This window comes from Luteimicrobium subarcticum, from assembly GCF_002798015.1.
Lineage (GTDB): Bacteria > Actinomycetota > Actinomycetes > Actinomycetales > Cellulomonadaceae > Luteimicrobium > Luteimicrobium subarcticum.
In genome coordinates this window covers 587,933-604,193 of record NZ_PGTZ01000006.1, presented here as the reverse complement: position 1 = coordinate 604,193, position 16,261 = coordinate 587,933, and the positions used below count along the sequence as shown (strand labels likewise).

14 protein-coding genes are annotated in these 16,261 nt (G+C 72.5%); 8 read left to right on the top strand and 6 right to left on the bottom strand.

Features of this window, described 5'->3' with window-relative positions:
• The first annotated feature begins 82 nt into the window (after positions 1-82).
• Positions 83-934, top strand: coding sequence for an HAD family hydrolase (locus CLV34_RS03385; RefSeq protein ID WP_245858946.1), 852 nt, complete (start codon positions 83-85; stop codon positions 932-934).
• Positions 935-1,161: 227 nt separating this feature from the next.
• On the opposite strand, the gene CLV34_RS03380 is transcribed toward CLV34_RS03385, so the two are convergent.
• Entirely contained in the window at positions 1,162-1,524 is a 363-nt protein-coding gene (locus CLV34_RS03380; protein WP_100348789.1) for a hypothetical protein, read from the bottom strand.
• Positions 1,524-2,855 (bottom strand): PspC domain-containing protein, encoded by a 1,332-nt coding sequence (locus CLV34_RS03375; protein ID WP_170044555.1) that lies wholly within the window; start codon positions 2,853-2,855, stop codon positions 1,524-1,526. The genes CLV34_RS03380 and CLV34_RS03375 overlap by 1 nt, the downstream gene beginning before the upstream one ends.
• Positions 2,856-2,992: 137 nt before the next feature.
• Here CLV34_RS03375 and CLV34_RS03370 point away from each other — a divergent pair, with 137 nt between their 5' ends.
• The 5 genes from CLV34_RS03370 to CLV34_RS03350 all read left to right on the top strand — a co-directional run bounded on the left by CLV34_RS03370 (position 2,993) and on the right by CLV34_RS03350 (position 7,155).
• Positions 2,993-4,255, top strand: coding sequence for an ATP-binding protein (locus tag CLV34_RS03370; RefSeq protein ID WP_100348787.1), 1,263 nt, complete (start codon positions 2,993-2,995; stop codon positions 4,253-4,255).
• Positions 4,252-4,935 (top strand): LuxR C-terminal-related transcriptional regulator, encoded by a 684-nt coding sequence (locus CLV34_RS03365; RefSeq protein ID WP_100348786.1) that lies wholly within the window; start codon positions 4,252-4,254, stop codon positions 4,933-4,935. Before CLV34_RS03370 ends, CLV34_RS03365 begins: the two co-directional genes overlap by 4 nt.
• Positions 4,936-5,051: 116 nt before the next feature.
• Positions 5,052-5,393: an STAS domain-containing protein gene (locus CLV34_RS03360; RefSeq protein ID WP_100348785.1), complete on the top strand. Its 342-nt coding sequence runs from the start codon at positions 5,052-5,054 to the stop codon at positions 5,391-5,393.
• Positions 5,394-5,515: 122 nt separating this feature from the next.
• Positions 5,516-6,400 (top strand): hypothetical protein, encoded by an 885-nt coding sequence (locus tag CLV34_RS16670; RefSeq protein ID WP_211289333.1) that lies wholly within the window; start codon positions 5,516-5,518, stop codon positions 6,398-6,400.
• 62 nt (positions 6,401-6,462) lie between these two features.
• Entirely contained in the window at positions 6,463-7,155 is a 693-nt protein-coding gene (locus CLV34_RS03350) for a sirohydrochlorin chelatase (RefSeq protein WP_100348784.1), read from the top strand.
• A gap of 5 nt (positions 7,156-7,160) precedes the next feature.
• Here the strand turns inward: CLV34_RS03350 and CLV34_RS03345 are convergent, their stop codons facing one another.
• Complete coding sequence (locus tag CLV34_RS03345; RefSeq protein WP_100348783.1) at positions 7,161-8,171, bottom strand: NAD-dependent epimerase/dehydratase family protein; 1,011 nt, start codon at positions 8,169-8,171, stop codon at positions 7,161-7,163.
• Positions 8,172-8,298: 127 nt separating this feature from the next.
• Here CLV34_RS03345 and CLV34_RS03340 point away from each other — a divergent pair, with 127 nt between their 5' ends.
• The gene (locus tag CLV34_RS03340) at positions 8,299-10,218 is read left to right on the top strand and encodes an RHS repeat-associated core domain-containing protein (protein ID WP_170044553.1); all 1,920 of its coding nucleotides are present in this window, start codon (positions 8,299-8,301) and stop codon (positions 10,216-10,218) included.
• 1,354 nt (positions 10,219-11,572) lie between these two features.
• On the top strand, positions 11,573-12,838 hold the full coding sequence (locus CLV34_RS03335; protein WP_245858945.1) for an IS30 family transposase: 1,266 nt from the start codon (positions 11,573-11,575) through the stop codon (positions 12,836-12,838).
• 438 nt (positions 12,839-13,276) lie between these two features.
• On the opposite strand, the gene cobA is transcribed toward CLV34_RS03335, so the two are convergent.
• Genes cobA through CLV34_RS03320 form a run of 3 tightly spaced genes read right to left on the bottom strand, consistent with a single transcriptional unit; the run spans position 13,277 to position 16,249 of the window.
• Entirely contained in the window at positions 13,277-14,545 is a 1,269-nt protein-coding gene (gene cobA / locus CLV34_RS03330; RefSeq protein WP_100348781.1) for a uroporphyrinogen-III C-methyltransferase, read from the bottom strand.
• Entirely contained in the window at positions 14,542-15,438 is an 897-nt protein-coding gene (locus CLV34_RS03325; RefSeq protein WP_100348780.1) for an ABC transporter permease, read from the bottom strand. Before CLV34_RS03325 ends, cobA begins: the two co-directional genes overlap by 4 nt.
• Entirely contained in the window at positions 15,428-16,249 is an 822-nt protein-coding gene (locus CLV34_RS03320; protein ID WP_100348779.1) for an ABC transporter ATP-binding protein, read from the bottom strand. The genes CLV34_RS03325 and CLV34_RS03320 overlap by 11 nt, the downstream gene beginning before the upstream one ends.
• Positions 16,250-16,261: the final 12 nt, after the last annotated feature.

Sequence of the window (16,261 nt, the reverse complement as noted above, 5' to 3'; positions counted from 1 at the left end):
CCGCTCGTACCTCGCGGCCTCCCGCCAGACCCGCCACGACCCGCACGGCAGCCCCCGACTCCGACACCGTGGGCGTTTCGCGGTGGCCGTAGGCTCGACGGCGCTCCCCGCGCCGCGAGTCGTGGCGAGCGACCTCGACGGGACGCTGCTCGGGCCCGACGGTCGGGTGTCGCCGCGGACGGCCCGGGCGCTCCTCGCGGCCGCGGACGCCGGGGTCGAGGTCGTCTTCGTGACGGCCCGGCCGCCGCGGTGGCTCGTCGAGCTCGCGCCCTACGTCGCGAGGCACGGCGCGGCGATCTGCGCCAACGGCGCTGCGGTCGTCGAGGTGGCGTCGCTGCGCGTCGTCGAGCAGCACGGCATGGACGCGCCCCTGGTCGCCGAGCTGGCCCGCCGCGCCCGTGCCGCCCTCGGGCAGGACGAGGTGCAGCTCGCCGTCGAGAGCGTCCGCGGGTTCGCGACCGAGGACCACTACCGCGGCCCGCACGACGTCCCGCCGGGGACACCCACCGCCGAACGCATCGAGGATGTCCTCGATGACGCGACCCTCAAGCTGCTCGTGCGGACCACGACGCCGCGGCCCGACCTGCACGCCGCGCTGGCCGTGGCCTTCGAGGACCTCGCCACCGTGGCCCACTCGGGCGTCGACGACCTCGGCGAGGTCTCGCGGCCCGACGTCAGCAAGGCGACGACGCTCGCGACCTGGCTCGCCGCCCGCGGGGTCGAGGCTGAGGACGTCTGGGCGCTGGGCGACGCCGCCAACGACCTGCCGATGCTCACGTGGGCGGGGCGGTCCTTCGCGATGGGTAACGCGGCCGAGCACGTCCGCGCCACGGCCGACGAGGTCGTCGCCACCAACGCGGACGACGGTGCCGCGCAGGTGCTCGAGCGCGCGGTGGCGCTCACCCGGGCTTCCGGGTCCGGCGGAGGAAGTTAGGAAGTCCGCGACGCCGTTGTCCCGGACTTTGCCGCCCACGCACCACGACGTTGTGTCGTGGATCACACGAGCAGGCGTCCGCAACGCTAGGCCGTCGTGCTCGGCAGGGTCAAACTCCTGAGGTCACGATTCTGTTGCGCTCGTCATCGATGCGGGGACGTCTACGGCGAATCGGGCATCCCGCGTCTCGGGATGCGCGACCGAGCCCGGAACGGCCGCGTGAGCGCTCACCGCCGGCGCCGGACGGCGGACAGCACCGAGCCGAGGACGAGCGCGACGCCCGCTCCGCCGAGCAGCCCGATCGTGAGGACCTCGCCGTCGACCGACGCGCCTCCCGCGACCGCCAGCGCCACCACGCCGCACGCCACGACGACGAACCCCCAGACGATCGACCCGACCCGCACGGTCCGCCGTGGTGCGGGGACGGGCTTCTCGGGCAGGGCCGGCTTCTCGGTCGCGGCCGGGGCCGGGGCCGGGGCAGGGACAGAGGCAGGGGCAGAGGGAGGCGTCGGCGAGGCGGCGTCGAGCGGTCGGGTCGCGGCGAGCGACTCGGGGCCCTCGGGGGGAAGCGGGTTCGGCAGCGTGCTCATCACTTCTCCTCGATGGTGATCTGGCCTGCGGCCACGGTGACGTCGAGCCGGATCTGCGGGGTCCCGCCCGCCGCGACGCCGGACGTCTGGTAGTGCTGGTCGCCCGAGTGGACGCCGGTCTGCGCCTGGTGGTCCCCGCCGACGTCCCAGGTGACGTCCCCGGCCCACAGGTCGACGTCCGCCTGGACCTCGGCGCCCGGCGGCAGCTCGATGACGGTGTTGCCCGCCCCGAGCCGCACGGGGACGGTGACGGGTCCGTCGCCCGTCGCGGGCAGCGGCAGCTCGGACAGGTCGAGCGTCAGGTCGCCGACCGAGTATGTGTAGCCCTGCTCGGCGGTGGTGACGTCGCTCACGACGACGGGGTCGCTCGGGGCGATCGACCGGACGTCCCCGTCGAACGCGCCGCTCCGGTCGAGCGCCGCGGCGGGCAGCAGGGTGACGCCGAGGACGATCGCGATCGTCGTCAGCCAGCCGCTGCGCCGGTCGAGCACGCCGGCGACCGCGATGCCGAGACCGAGCAGCACCATCGCCGCGCCGCCCCACACGAGCCACGGCGAGGTCACGGAGCCGCGATGGTCGGCGGTGAGCACGACCGCTCCGGCGACGAGGACCAGCCCGAGGACGATCCCCTGGACGCCGCCGCGCCGGCGCGGTCGCGGGGTGACCGGCGTCTTCGTCGCGGCGGGTGGCCAGGTGTCGCGCGGGGCGGGGGCCCCCGTGGTGGGGTAGGGCGCCGTCGCAGCGGGCGGGGGAGCGCTCAGTGCCGGCGCCGGGGCCGTCCAGCCCGGAGCCCCCTGTGGACGCGGTGCACCGCCCTGCTGGCGGCGCGACGACCCGACGAGCGCCACGACGAGGACCGCCGTCGCCCCGAGTGCGCCGAGCCAGAACACCACGGAGAAGAACGTCGGGACGTGCGACCAGCCCCACCAGTTCCCGTTGATCCCGACGAGGAAGGCGATGATCGCGCCCACGAGCCCGGCCCGGAACCGGCCGTGGACGGCGTCCTGCACGAGGCTGGTGCCCTCCCGGTCGTCGGGGAGGAACGCCCAGGCGAGCGCGTAGACGACCAGCCCGACGCCCGCCACGAGGCACGCGACGAGCCAGATGCCGCGCACGAGGACCGGGTCGATGCCGTACCGGCGCGCGACGCCCCCGGCGACGCCGGCGACCCACCGGTCGTCCGACCGTCGTAGCCCGGCACGCTCGATCGACGCGAAGAACGCGTCGGTGCTGCCGGTGCCGGGCGGCGTGTCTCCGCGCGCGGCGTCCGGGCGGGGGGTCTCGGGCGGGGCACCGGTGGTGCGGTCGCTGGCTCCGTGGGGGTCGTTCATGGTCACCATCGTGGTGCGTCACGCCTGTCCCCGACCATGCGGTGCCGCCCTGAGCCGACCCTGAACGGCCGCGCCCGGCACCCTGAACCTGCGCCGGGGAGCACCCTGGGTGCGTCCGTCCGTGCCACGATCGACGCATGTCTTCCGCGTCCGCGCCCCCGGTGCGCCCGCCCCTGCTGCGCCCGGAGCAGGGCCGGCGCCTCGGCGGCGTGTGCGCGGGGGTCGCGACGCACCTCGACCTGCCCGTGCGCACCGTGCGGCTCGCGATGGTCCTGCTGGGCGTGTGCGGCGTCGGCGTCGTCCTCTACGTCTTCTGGTGGATCACCGTGCCCGTGGGCGACGCGGCCCGCGAGGCGCACCCGGCCGGGCTGTCGCGGCTCGCCCGCCGCCTGCACACCGAGCGGACGGTGCTGCCGGTGCGGGACGTCCTCGCCGGCCTGGTGCTCCTGGCCGTCGCCGGCCTGCTCGTGGCCGAGCGCGCGGGGGCGCACGTCGCGACCGGGTGGGTGCTGCCGCTGCTGGTCCTCCTGGCAGGGCTGGCGCTCGCCTGGGGGCAGCTCGACACGGCCCAGCGCGGACGCATGCTCTCCCATGCGGGCGGCCGCACCCCCGCGGGGCTCCTGCGGCTCGGCGGCGGGCTGCTGCTCGTCCTCGTGGGCGCGCTCCTGCTCGTCGGACGCTCGTCGTCCGCGTCGGACATGGCGCGCGCGTGGGTCGCCGCCGTCGCGGTGCTCGCCGGCGCTGCGGTCGTCCTCGCGCCCTGGTGGCTTCGGCTCGTCCGGGCGCTGGGCGACGAGCGGGCGGCCCGCGCCCGCGAGGCGGAGCGGGCCGACATCGCGGCGCACCTGCACGACTCCGTGCTCCAGACCCTCGCGCTGATCCGGGCCTCGGCGACCGACCCCGACCAGGTCGCGCGCCTCGCCCGCGCGCAGGAGCGCGAGCTGCGCGAGTGGCTCTACACGGACCGCGCCGAGAGCGGGACGTCGCTCGCGCAGGCGCTGCGCGAGCTCGTCGGCGAGGTCGAGGACGCGCACGCCACGCCCGTCGAGGTGGTCGTCGTGGGAGACTGCGTGCCCGACGACGACGCGTGGGCGCTCCTGCGGGCGACCCGCGAGGCGCTGCTCAACGCCGTCCGGCACGGCAGCCCGCCCGTCTCGGTGTACCTCGAGGTGCGGGCCGACGCGGTCGAGGTGTTCGTCCGCGACCGCGGCGACGGGTTCGACGTCGACGCCGTGCCCACGGACCGGTTCGGCGTGCGCGAGTCGATCCGCGGTCGCGTGCAGCGCCGCGGCGGCACGGCCGTCGTCGAGTCGTCCACCGGGTTCGGCACCGAGGTCCGCCTCGAGATGCCTCGACGCTCGTCCGAGAGCCACAACCAGACCACGGAGGCGACGCCATGAGCGACCCGAAGCCCACGACCACCCCGCGGCCGCCCGTCAGCGTCCTCCTCGTGGACGACCACCTCATGTTTCGCGCCGGGGTGCGGGCGTCGCTCGACGACCGCGTCGACGTGGTCGGCGAGGCTGCGGACGTCGACGGCGCGGTCGAGTCCGCGCACGCGCTGCGCCCTGCCGTCGTGCTGCTGGACGTCCACCTGCCGGGGGGTCTCGGCGGTGGGGGCGCCGAGGTGGCCCGGCGCTGCGCGGACCTCGCCCCGGGCACCCGGTTCCTGGCGCTGTCGGTGTCGGACGCGGCGGAGGACGTCGTCGCCGTGATCCGTGCGGGTGCTCGCGGGTACGTGACAAAGAACATCACGGGGCCGGAGCTGTCCGGCGCGGTGCTGCGCGTGGCAGCGGGCGACGCGGTCTTCTCGCCCCGGCTCGCGGGCTTCGTGCTCGACGCGTTCGGCACCGGCATGGGCGACGTGGCGCTCGCCGACGACGAGATGGACCGGCTCTCGGCACGCGAGCAGGAGGTCATGCGGCTCATCGCCCGCGGCTACACCTACCGCGAGGTCGGGTCGAAGCTGTTCATCTCCGTCAAGACGGTGGAGACCCACGTGTCGGCCGTCCTGCGCAAGCTCCAGCTCTCCTCGCGGCACGAGCTGACCCGCTGGGCGGCGGCCCGTCGTCTGCTGTGACGCGAGGAGGGTGCCCGGCTCGCGTCGGTCAGGGGCAGCGACCACAATGTGGGGGGTCCACGACCCCGAGCAGGCACCCGCGCGCTCGTTCACCGACGCCGACCAGGAGACACACCATGACCAGCACCACGCCGACCCCGTCGACCATCGAGGCGTCGGAGTCGGCGACCGGGCTGCGGGTCCGGCTCTCCGGCGAGATCGACGCGAGCCTGCGCCCGCAGGCCAGCGCCGTGGTGTCCCAGGTGCTGGCACGTCACGACGGGATCGTCGTGGACGCGTCGGCGGTGACGTTCGTCGACTCGTCCGGCATGGGGTTCGTGCTCCAGCTCTTCGGCATCGGTGAGCAGGAGGGGCGCGACGTGGTCCTCCTCGACCCGCCGACCGTGGTGCTCGACCTGCTCGAGCTCGTCGGCGTGCGCGACCGCGTCGCCGTCGCCTACTCGGCCGGTGCGCGCTGACCCGACACGCCTGGCGCGCTGACGTGCGACGACACCCCGTTCGGGATACTTTGGGCTGAGGATGACCTGCCTGTGACGCAGGCGGGCAATGGAGCAGTTCCGTCCCTGCCGGAGGTTGTGCCATGGCAAGCAGCGTCACCGCGAGGCCCGTACGGGGCGTCCGCGGCATCGGTTTGTTCACGATCATCGTCGGCATCGTCTTCATGGCCGCGGGCGCGGTGACCTACGGGATGGTGACGTCGCAGCTCCGTGACGAGAACATCACGGTGTCGGACGACGCCGACTTCCTCGCCGGCCACCGCGTCCAGGACCCGCTCACCGCGTACTCCCAGGCCGAGGTGATCAACAAGCACGCGCTCGAGATCTCGGGCGGCAAGACCTACGCGGAGCTCGCCCAGGACGACCCCAAACGCGACACCGTCATGAATGCGTCCTTCCTGCGGGCCTCCCTGTTCACCTCGGTGGTGGCGTTCGGCGTGGCCGCGTTCGTGTTCGCGATGGGGTTCTTCTTCATCCTGTTCGGCATCGCGTTCCGGCGGCTCGGCCGCGGTGACGTCACGGTCCTCGGCGTCGTGCCGGCGGACCAGGTCCCGACGCAGACGGACCCCGCCCCCGTGGCGCCGGCAGCGGTCGCCCCCGTCGCGACGCCGGTCGCGCCGCCCGTCCGCGAGAGCTATCAGTCGGTGCCCGGCACGACCGCGGGCGCCGCGGCGCGGGCCGAGGCGACGCCCGTCGTCGCGGCGTCCGAGCCCGTCGCCCCGACCGCGGTCTCCCCGGCGGTCCCGGCAGCCGACACCCCGTCCGCGGCGCCGGTCCAGGCGAACCCGGTGGTCGACCGCGCCGTTCCGGTCGACGACCAGGTCCGGCCGGTCGACGACCCGCCGGTCGCCGACGATCTCCCGGCCGACGAGGAGGTGCGCGGTCTCCAGAACCGTGCCGACGGCACCACGGACGACGGCACCACGGACGACGGCGGCACGGCCCCCGGCCGGCACACCTCCCTCTGAGAGCACGCTCGCGAGGCCCGGGACGGTGACGTCCCGGGCCTCGCGCGCACTAGGGTGACCGGGTGACCACGCCCGCCGTCCCCGTCCTCGTCGGCTGCTCGCACGGGACCGCCAACCTCGCCGGCCAGCAGGCGATCCGCAGCATCCTGGGAGACGTGCGGGCAGCCCGGCCGACCCTGGACGTCCGCGAGACGTACGTCGACGTGCAGCACCCCCAGGTCGGCGAGGTGGTCGACGGGGTCGACGCGGGCTGGCCCGTCGTCGTCGTGCCTCTGCTGCTGTCGGCCGGGTTCCACGTTCACGTCGACATCGCTGAGGCGGTCGCGGACCGCTCCGACACCGTCGCGAGCGACGCGCTCGGGCCGGACCGGCGTCTCGTCGACCTGCTGCTGGCCCGTGTCGAGGAGGCCGGCGCAGCGCCCGGCGACGCGGTGGTCGTCGCCGCCGCCGGGTCGAGCGACCGGCGCGCGGTCGCCGACGTCGAGCAGGTGGCGCGGGACGTCGCCGCGGCGTGGGACGGGCCGGTGAGCGTCGGGTACGGCTCCATCGCGACGCCGTCGGTGCCCGACGCCGTCGCCGCCGCGCGGGCCGCAGGCGCGTCGCGCGTGGTGGTCGCGTCGTACCTGCTCGCGCCGGGCTTCTTCCACGACCAGCTCGCCACGTCCGGCGCCGACGTCGTGACCGCGCCGCTGGCGCCGTCGCCCGTCCTCGCCGACGTCGTGCTGGACCGGTTCGACGAGGCTGCCCGGCTCTGACGGCCTCACCGGTCGAGCGCCGCGAGCAGGTCGCGCTCGTCGGCGTCGGTGAGACCCGCGCCGTGCGGGTGCCCGGGGAGGCCGAGCTCCCACGCGAGCGTGTCGTGCAGCGTCTGCGCGAGGGGACGACGCCGGAGCCCGGCCGCGAGCGCCCGCGCGCCCGAGCGAGCGCTCATGCCGTAAAGGTCCCGGCCCGGCAGCCAGAGGGGGAGCGAACGGAGACCTGCCCAGGCAGCGACGCCGTGCTCCGTGAGCCACTCCTGCGGTGCGGCCGCGGCGTGCGCGGCAGGTCCGCCGGCGGCGCGGGCGGCGTCGCGGGCGGCCGCGAGGTGCTGGGGGAGGGGGAGCGTCTGGCCGGCGGCGTCGAAGACGCCCGTGGTGCCCGCGCCGAGGAGGTGCAGGAGCCACGCGGCGAGGTCGCGGACGTCCAGCACGGCGGTCGGCAGGTCCGGTGCGTCGGGCACGAGCACACGGTTGTCGCCGGTTGCACGCCCCGCGGGCCGGGCGAAGCGCCACGGCCACCACCCCGTCCGCCCGGTGGTGTCGCCGGGGCCGCCGATCAGGCCGGGCCGGACCACGACGGACCGGGTGCCGAGTGCGTCCAGAACGGCGTCCTCGCACGCGACCTTGGCGGCGCCGTAGTCCTCGGGCCGTGCCACGGAGCCGCTGGGGAGCGGGTCGAGGCGGGGGGCGTCCTCGTCGGCGCCGAGCTCGGACTGGGACGCGTAGACGCTCGCGGTGGAGACGAGCAGGTACCGGTCGCTGCGGGGGCCGAGGTCGCGGACCGCGCGCCGGACGTGCTCGGGGTCGCGGGCGACGTCGACCACCGCGTCCCAGCGCTCGCGCGCGAGCCCGGTGAGTGCGGTGTCGTCGTCCCGGTCGACGCGCGCGTGCCGGGCGCCCGCGGCGACGCCGCTCCCGCGCGCGGCGCACGTCACGTCGTGCCCGGCGGCCACCGCCTGGTCGGCCGCCTCACCGCCGAGCCAGCCGGTCCCACCGAGCACGAGGATCCTCATGGTCCGCCAGCGTGCCACGCGTCGACGGGCGCGACACCCCGGCGCACTGGCTGGTTGCTCATCTCAAGGCGCGGAGGGCCGAGGCGCCGCGCCTTCACCGAGCATCAGCAACGCCGACGACGTCAGCGTGGCCGACACAGTCATCTCCGGCCTGCAGCTCGAGGCCGCGTCGGCCTTCAGCGTGAAGCGCGCGGTCGGTCTCGGCGGTGAAGACGACCAGTCCTCCACGACCTACAGCTACGACGCTGCCGGGAACACGATCAAGCAGGTCACCACGATCGGCGCGAGGTCGTTCACGTATGGGGCGTCGTATGACACGGTGGGGGACATGGTCACCCAGACCCTGCCCGGCGGTGTCACGCAGACGAACGCGTACTCGCCGCGTGATGGTCGCCAGACCTCGCTCGCCTACGACGGGACCGCCGCAGACGGCTCCAGTGTCGCGATGCTGGCGTGGACCCTGGTCTCGGACTCCCAGGGTCGCACCACCCGGGTCGACACGAACGCCGCCGTGGGGACCGATGGGACCACGGGGTACGCCTCGATCGGTCGGACCCTGGGGTACACGTATGACACTGCGGGCCGGTTGACGGATGTCGTCGATGCGCGGGGTGGCGCGTGTCAGGACCGTTCCTACGGGTTCGACGACAACGGGAACCGCACGAGCCAGACCACGACCACGGTCACCGGAACGGACTGCACGGTCGCGGCGAACACCACGACCACGGTCACCAAGACCTGGGGCTATGACGGGGCGGACCGCATCGCGCGGGACGCCGCGGTGCACGCGGTCGTGGCCGGCACGGACGACAACGGCAACCCGACCTCGACCACCACCGACACCGGTAGCACCACCAGCTACACCTACGACGGACTGGGTCGGGTCACCACGTTGCCCGCGGGGGACACCCCCGCAGCACAGTCAGCTGAAGCCACGGGGCAGCCGGTCACCGCGGGTGACGTCACGCTCGGGTACTACGACACCGACGCCGCCCACACCACCACCACCGGTGGGACCACCACGACGTACACGCTCGACCCCGCCGGTCGCCGGGGCACCTCCACCGTCACCAAGCCTGGTGCGGACACCGTGTCCACGGTCATGGACTTCGGCGACGGCTCCGACAACCCGTCCTACGCCACCCAGACCACCGGCACGGGCGCGCCTGTGGTCAGCGTGTATGGATCCAGCATTGGTGGTGACCTCGGGTTCAACACCACCGGGACCACCGCCACCCTGGACCTCGCCGACCCGCACGGCGACACCATCACCACCCTCACCATCCCCACCGACGGTTCCGTGGCGCTGCTCGCGTCCCCCATCCAGGCGTTCGACGAGTACGGCAACACCTGCACCAACCTCACCGCCACCGGCGACGACGGCAACCTCACCGACGGGGACACCACCACCAGCTCGGCCACCGGCGCCATCCACTACGGCGCCCTCGGCGCCAAACAACGCGCCACCGACACCACCGGCCTGGCCCTCATGGGCGCACGCCTCTACAACCCCGCCGCCGGCCAATTCACCTCCACCGACCCCGTCGCTGGCGGCAACACCACCGCGTACGCCTACCCCCAAGACCCCATCAACAGCTTCGACCTCAACGGCCAGTTCGGTTGGCGAAAGTGGATCAAGCGTGGCGTGGCGACTCTTGGGGTCGCCGCTGCTGTCGCGTGCATTGCTGCTACGGCGGGCATCTGCGGCGTTGCCGCTATTGCTGCTGGATCGGCAAGCATCCTGAGCAATGGATGGGGCTGGCGCCATCACGAGATGAGCGGACGCAGCTTTGCATTGAACACGGCATTCGATTTCGGCAGCATGTTTGTCCCTGGTGTGCGTGCTGTTCGGCGCTTCCCCGGTGCGCACACGCGATTCGGTGCGAGCATGCTCAATGGCCGAGGTGGGCGAGCGTTGCGAACAGCGCGGCGAATGCCGCGACCATCTGTCCGGCAATCTTTCCGTCACCATCCGTGGCGCTCGGCCGGTCGCACCGGATTCAACGTCTACTCGGGCTATCGCTCAGTCAGGGGAAGCTGGTACTAGATGATCACCTTCCTCGCGATCCTTCTGTTTACAGTCGGAATGGTCACATGGGCCGTCTCCGGGCTCGGGTGGCGGCGAGCCATCTTCAAGTCTGACAACCGGCCATCTGACCCATTGCTGTGGGGGGGCATTTTCATTGGTGGTGCAACGGCCCTCGCGAGTTCACTCTGGTTGTTTGCGCCCCCATCGGAGCCGTCACCCGCTGCGCCATGGATGTTTTTTGCTACCGCGGTCGGAAATTTCGGTTTGGCCACCGTTGTGTGGCGTGCAAGTAGCAAGCGAGACGGGGGACCAAAGGACGTTCCAAATAGGAGGCAAATGCGTCTCTTCGCTGGAGCGCTTTGGCTGGCTGCGCTGGCTGCCGTCCTGGTTGCCGCCATTCGCGCGACATAAGCCTACCGGGGAGTTAATTCGGGCATCAAGAGTGTCCGTGCGGCCGTATATGTCACTCGCAACGCGCGACGAATTAATGCCGTTCGTCACACCTTCTCGAGGGGTTCATTCGGGTCGTCTGAAAGCTCCTTCGTCTATCACTATGCCAAGCATGGAACAAGTTACGGGTCACACGCTCGCTATCTCGGGAGCGCGCGATACCGGCTGCGACAGGTCGCTGGCTCGTCGAGGAGGAGCATCAGGGGAAGCCGGGGAGGAATCCTGAACTCGGCCCGGAATCAGTGGCACTCTTTTTGGTAGAGAATGGAGGTATAGGCGGCCGTGAATCTCCGATGCCGCGGACACCGTACATTTAGTCAGGCCTCAAAGAGATTGAATTCGGTATTTCAATCTCCTCGGGATGTTCCTGAGAGCGACTTGGAGTTATCGGCGTTCGTAGATCTGATCCTTGGCTATGCCGCTGGCGGAGTTCGTCGCGGGAGGATCACGATCGAGGCGCGAAGGTTGATCAGCGAGGAATACGGCCGTGCAGCGGCGCAGCGGTTGTTCGACACAGCATCGTCAGAGCAAGCGGAGGCGATTCGCGAATTTGAGCACGCTTTGGCCCGTCTTGAAGTGCTTCAGGTTTGACGTCGCTCCTGCTTTCCGGCGGTCCGCATTGCTGGGTATGTGGTGGGCTATCCGGGTGGGCGGTGCCGACGGATCGCAATAAGGGCGGCGTCTCCATACGGGCGCAATATCGCCATGGCCGCGGGCGATCCCCACGGAGTCATCTCGGACTTGATGGGATGCCGGTCTCGTAGTCGGTGGCGAGCTTCGATGAAGGCCGAAAAGTTCGCCACGGGCCGACTGCGTGTTGTTGGGGGAAAATAGCTCGGCCTCTGGTCGTGTCGATGCCGCGTGAAGACTGACCCCCGGGTGCCGAGGTGGTTTCTACTTGGTGTCGCAACACTCCTCGATCATGGAGGTCGTGTTGTCGTCGGTGAGGCGTGTGAAGAAAGGTCCTGGTCGGCGGCCGTTGTCGGCGAAGCGTGCGAGGTTCATGGAGTTGCGCGCGCGGGGGTGGAGCATCGCGGGCGCGGCCCGAGAAACGGGCGTCTCGCGGTCGACGGGGAAGAACTGGTCGCGTGGGCACAAGGTCTACCGCAAGGGCAAGGTCGTGGGCTTCGTGCCGCCGCTGGACCCGCTCGTGGTCCGGGAGATCAGCGGCCGTTTCCTGACGCAGGACGAGCGGATCGAGATCGCGGACCTGCGACGTGCGGGCTTGAGCATCCGGGCGGTGGGTGCCCGGATCGGGCGGTCGCCCTCGACGGTCTCGCGTGAGTTGCGCCGCAACGTTCACATTCGCGGCGGCTACCGGCCGTTCGACGCCCATCGCCGGGCTGCCGCTCGCCGGGCTCGTGGTCGGCTGCGACGGGTGGAGACCGTGCCACGCCTGCGCGAGGTCGTCGGTGAGCTCCTCGCGCAGCGGTGGAGCCCGCAGCAGATCTCCAGGTATCTGCGCGCCAAGCACCACGACGATCCGTCGATGTGGTTGTGCCACGAGTCCATCTATCAGGCGATCTATAAGCACGGCTCAACGCTGGTGCGCCCCTCGATGGTCGCCGCACCTCGGCGTTCACCGCTGCGCACTGGTCGTGAGCACCGCCGCGCGCACCGCACCGGGCAGGAGCGTCGTCCCCGGTTCGCCCAGCCGATGCTCTCGGTCCATGACCGCGGCTTCGAACCCACCGATAGGTCCCAGGCCGGGCACTGGGAAGGGGATCTCATCATCGGCAAGGGCCAGGGGTCCGCGATCGCGACTCTCGTCGAACGACAGACGCGCACGGTCCGGCTCGTGCACCTGAGCGCACGCGACGCCGAGACCGTCGCCACGGCGATCACGGCCCGCATGGCCGATCTGCCGGCCGATCTGATGCGCTCGATCACCTGGGATCAGGGCACCGAGATGGCCCAGCACCCGACGATCACCGCGACGCTGGGTGCGCCCGTCTACTTCTGCGACTCCCACTCCCCGTGGCAGCGCGGCAGCAACGAAAACATGAACGGAGTCCTGCGCCAGTACTTCCCGAAAGGAACCGACCTGTCCATCCACTCGCCCGAGCACCTGCTCGCCGTCGAGAACGAGATCAACACCCGCCCTCGACTCGTCCTCGAGGACCACACCCCGGCCGAGCTCTTCGCCGCGCTGCTAGCCTCGTCCGACCAGTCCGTGTTGCGACGTTGACTAGAACCCACCCCGGCGTTGACAGGTCGCATGCGCCTGGTGTGATGTAACCGCCTTCGGTGTCGCGTCAGCAGCCTGTAGCCCGCTGGCAGGTTGGGCCAGCGACTGCTTGCAGTTGGCGCGCACGGGGCGAGCGGCTGGTCAGCACGCGAGGGGGTGCGAGAGCTGAGCCGCTCCCACGGGGCGTGCAGAATCGACCGTTTCTGACGGACCTGCCGGGGCGGCGACACGCCGGACGGCGCGCCGGTCAAAAACCTCTCCCAAAACGTCCCGTCGGTCACAAGGCCAGCTGGACGTTTTCGCGGGGCTACACCCGCGACATGGCATCGAGCCCACCAGGGCGAGTGACGCTCGAGCCCCGTACGACGCAGAAGGCAACGCTTTGCTCGACTGTCGAGCATCGACGACGAGGCTTCCGCGCAACCGCGCGCGGCGTGGTCAGTCGGCTGTCCGTTCCTTCGCCGTCCGGGCCACCCATTCGGGGCAGCGGGTCACGACGTCGCCGACGACCGTGACGGCCGGCGGACGCACGCCGGTGCGCGCTGCATCGGCGGCGATGGTGGCGAGCGTGCCGACCGTCGTGCGCTGGCGCGGCCCGAAGCCGTCCTCGACGACGGCGACGGGCGTCGCAGGATCACGACCGCTCGCGACCAGCGCCTCGGCGGTCGCCGCGAGCCGCGAGACGCCCATGAGCAGGATCACCGTGTGGTCCGGCGCCGCGGGCACCTTGCCGACGTCCTCGTGGCCGGTGAGCACGGTGAAGCCGCGCGACAGCCCACGGTGCGTCACGGGGATCCCGGCGGCGGCCGGGACGGCGATCGCGGACGTCACCCCGGGGACGACCTCGGCGGGCACGCCCGCGGCGCGGCACGCGTCCGCCTCCTCGCCCCCGCGCCCGAACACGTAGGGGTCGCCGCCCTTGAGCCGCACCACGCGACGCCCGGCGAGGCCGTGCTCGACGAGCAGCGCGTTGATCTCGTCCTGCGGGACGGGGTGGTGCCCGCTCGTCTTGCCGACGTCGACCACGAGGACGTCGTCAGCCAGGTCACCGAGGACGGCGCGCGGGGCGAGCCGGTCGACGACGACGACGTCCGCCTCCGCGAGGAGCCTGCGGCCCCGCGACGTCAGCAGGCCCGGGTCGCCCGGGCCCCCGCCCACGAGGGCGACGTGCCCGACCGCCGCACGCGCGGGCGCGGCGGAGCGGTGCGTACGGTACCGCCGCAGCGGGAGCGTGCCGGCGTCGAGCGCGGCGCGGACGGCGTCGCGCAGCGCGACGGCACGGCGCGGGTCGCCCCCGGCCTGCACCGCGACGGTGACGGTGGCGCCGTCCTCGGTGGTGGTGCGGGCCACCGCGGGCACCCAGGCGGTCCCGAGCCCGGCGTCGCCGGCAGTGACGCACAGCACGCGGTCGGCCTCGGCGTCTGCCGCGACCTGCTCGTCGACAGCAGGGTCGCCCGTCGCCGCGTGCACGAGCCAGGCACCGTGGAGGTCACCGGACGCGTACGGGCGGGGCTCCCAGGTGACGGTGCCGGCCGCGGCGAGGCGCGCCACGGCGTCGTCCGCCGTCGGGGCGATCACCAGCACGTCCGCGTGCGCGTCGACCAGGGCGGTCAGGCGTCGCGCCGCGACCGGTCCGGCTCCCACGACGACGACCCGTCGTCCGGCGAGCCGCAGCCCGAGGGGGTAGGTCGGGTCGTCCACGCTCACGACTGCAGCAGACCACGGCGGCGCAGCAGCCGCTTCTCGACCGGCGCGAAGAACGCCATCTCGATGAGGATGCCGACGAGCAGGATCGCCACGATCGCGACGAACACCACGGTCATGTCGGCCAGGTCGCGGCCCTGGGACAGCAGCGAACCGAGCCCGAACCCGAGCGAGCCGCCCACGGCGATGATCTCTGCGGCCATGAGGGAGCGCCACGAGAACGCCCAGCCCTGCTTGAGCCCGGCGACGTACCCGGGGAGGGCGGCGGGCAGGATGACGTGCCGCACGAGCTGGACGGGCCCGGCGCCCAGCACGAGACCGGCGCGGCGCAGCAGCGGCGGCACCTGGTCGACCCCGCCGACGATCCCGTTGATGATCGACGGCGTCGCGCCCATGAGGACCACGAAGTAGACCGTGGCGTCCGACAGGCCGAACCAGATGATCGCGGCCGGCACCCAGGCGACGGACGGCAGCACCTGGAGGCCCGAGATGATCGGGCCGAACGCCACGCGCACCCACCGCACGCGCGCCACGACGATGCCGAGCGGGGTGCCGATGATCACGGACGCGACGAAGCCGATCACGCCGCGCGACAGGCTCGTCCACACGGCGCGCTGCAGCGATCCGTCGTCCCACAGGCGGGACGCGGTGTCCCACGCCTGTGCAGGACCGGGAATGACGTAGTCGGGCTTGATGTGCAGCGCGTACACGACCTGCCAGATCGCGAGCAGGATCACGACGGCCAGCACCGGCGGCAGCACGGAACGGCCGAGGCGCCGGGGCCACGGGTCGCGGTCGCGAGCGTCGGTCTGGAGCGCGTCGAGGCCGGCCTCGAGCGCACCCAGGGTGTCGCGCGGGGTGTCGCGCGAGGTCTCGGCGGAGAGGTCAGTGGGCATGGCGGCGGATCTCCTCGCGCAGGTGGGTCGTGATCTCCGCGGCGAGCGCGGCGACCTCGGGCGCTTCGATGCGCCGCTCGCCGGTCACGACGACGGGCCACTCGCGCACGATGCGGCCCGGGCGGGACGACATGAGCAGGACGCGCTGCCCGAGCCGCACCGCCTCCCGGACGTTGTGGGTGATGAAGACGATGGTGCGGCCGGTCTCGCGCCAGATGCGCTCGAGCTCGTCGTGGAGCAGGTCGCGGGTGATGGCGTCGAGCGCCGCGAAGGGCTCGTCCATGAGCAGGACGGGGGAGTCCTGCGCGAGCGCGCGGGCCAGGGCGACGCGCTGGCGCATGCCGCCGGACAGCTCGTGCACGAGCTTGTCGCCCGCGCTGGAGAGCCGCACGAGGTCGAGCAGCTCGGTGGCCCGCTCGGCACGGGTCGCGCGGCCCACGCCGTTCAGCTTGAGCGCGAGCTCGATGTTCCGGCGCGCGGTGAGCCAGGGGAACAGCGCCGACTCCTGGAACATGAGCGACGCCCGACCGGCCTTGGCCGGGGCGCCCCCGACCTCGACCGTCCCGGAGGTGGGACGGTCGAGGCCAGCGACGATGCCCAGGAGCGTCGACTTCCCGCAGCCCGATGCCCCCAGGAGGCACACGAACTCACCGGGGCGGATGTCGATGCTGACCCCGTCGAGGACGGCGGGGCCCGACGACGAGAACCGCTTGGTGACGTCGGAGACCCGGACGGCCGGTGCGGGCCCGTCGGCGGGCACCGCCCCGGGGGCGGCCTCGGCGGGCTCGGTGGTGGCGTCGGTGGTGGTCATGCGTGCTCCTGG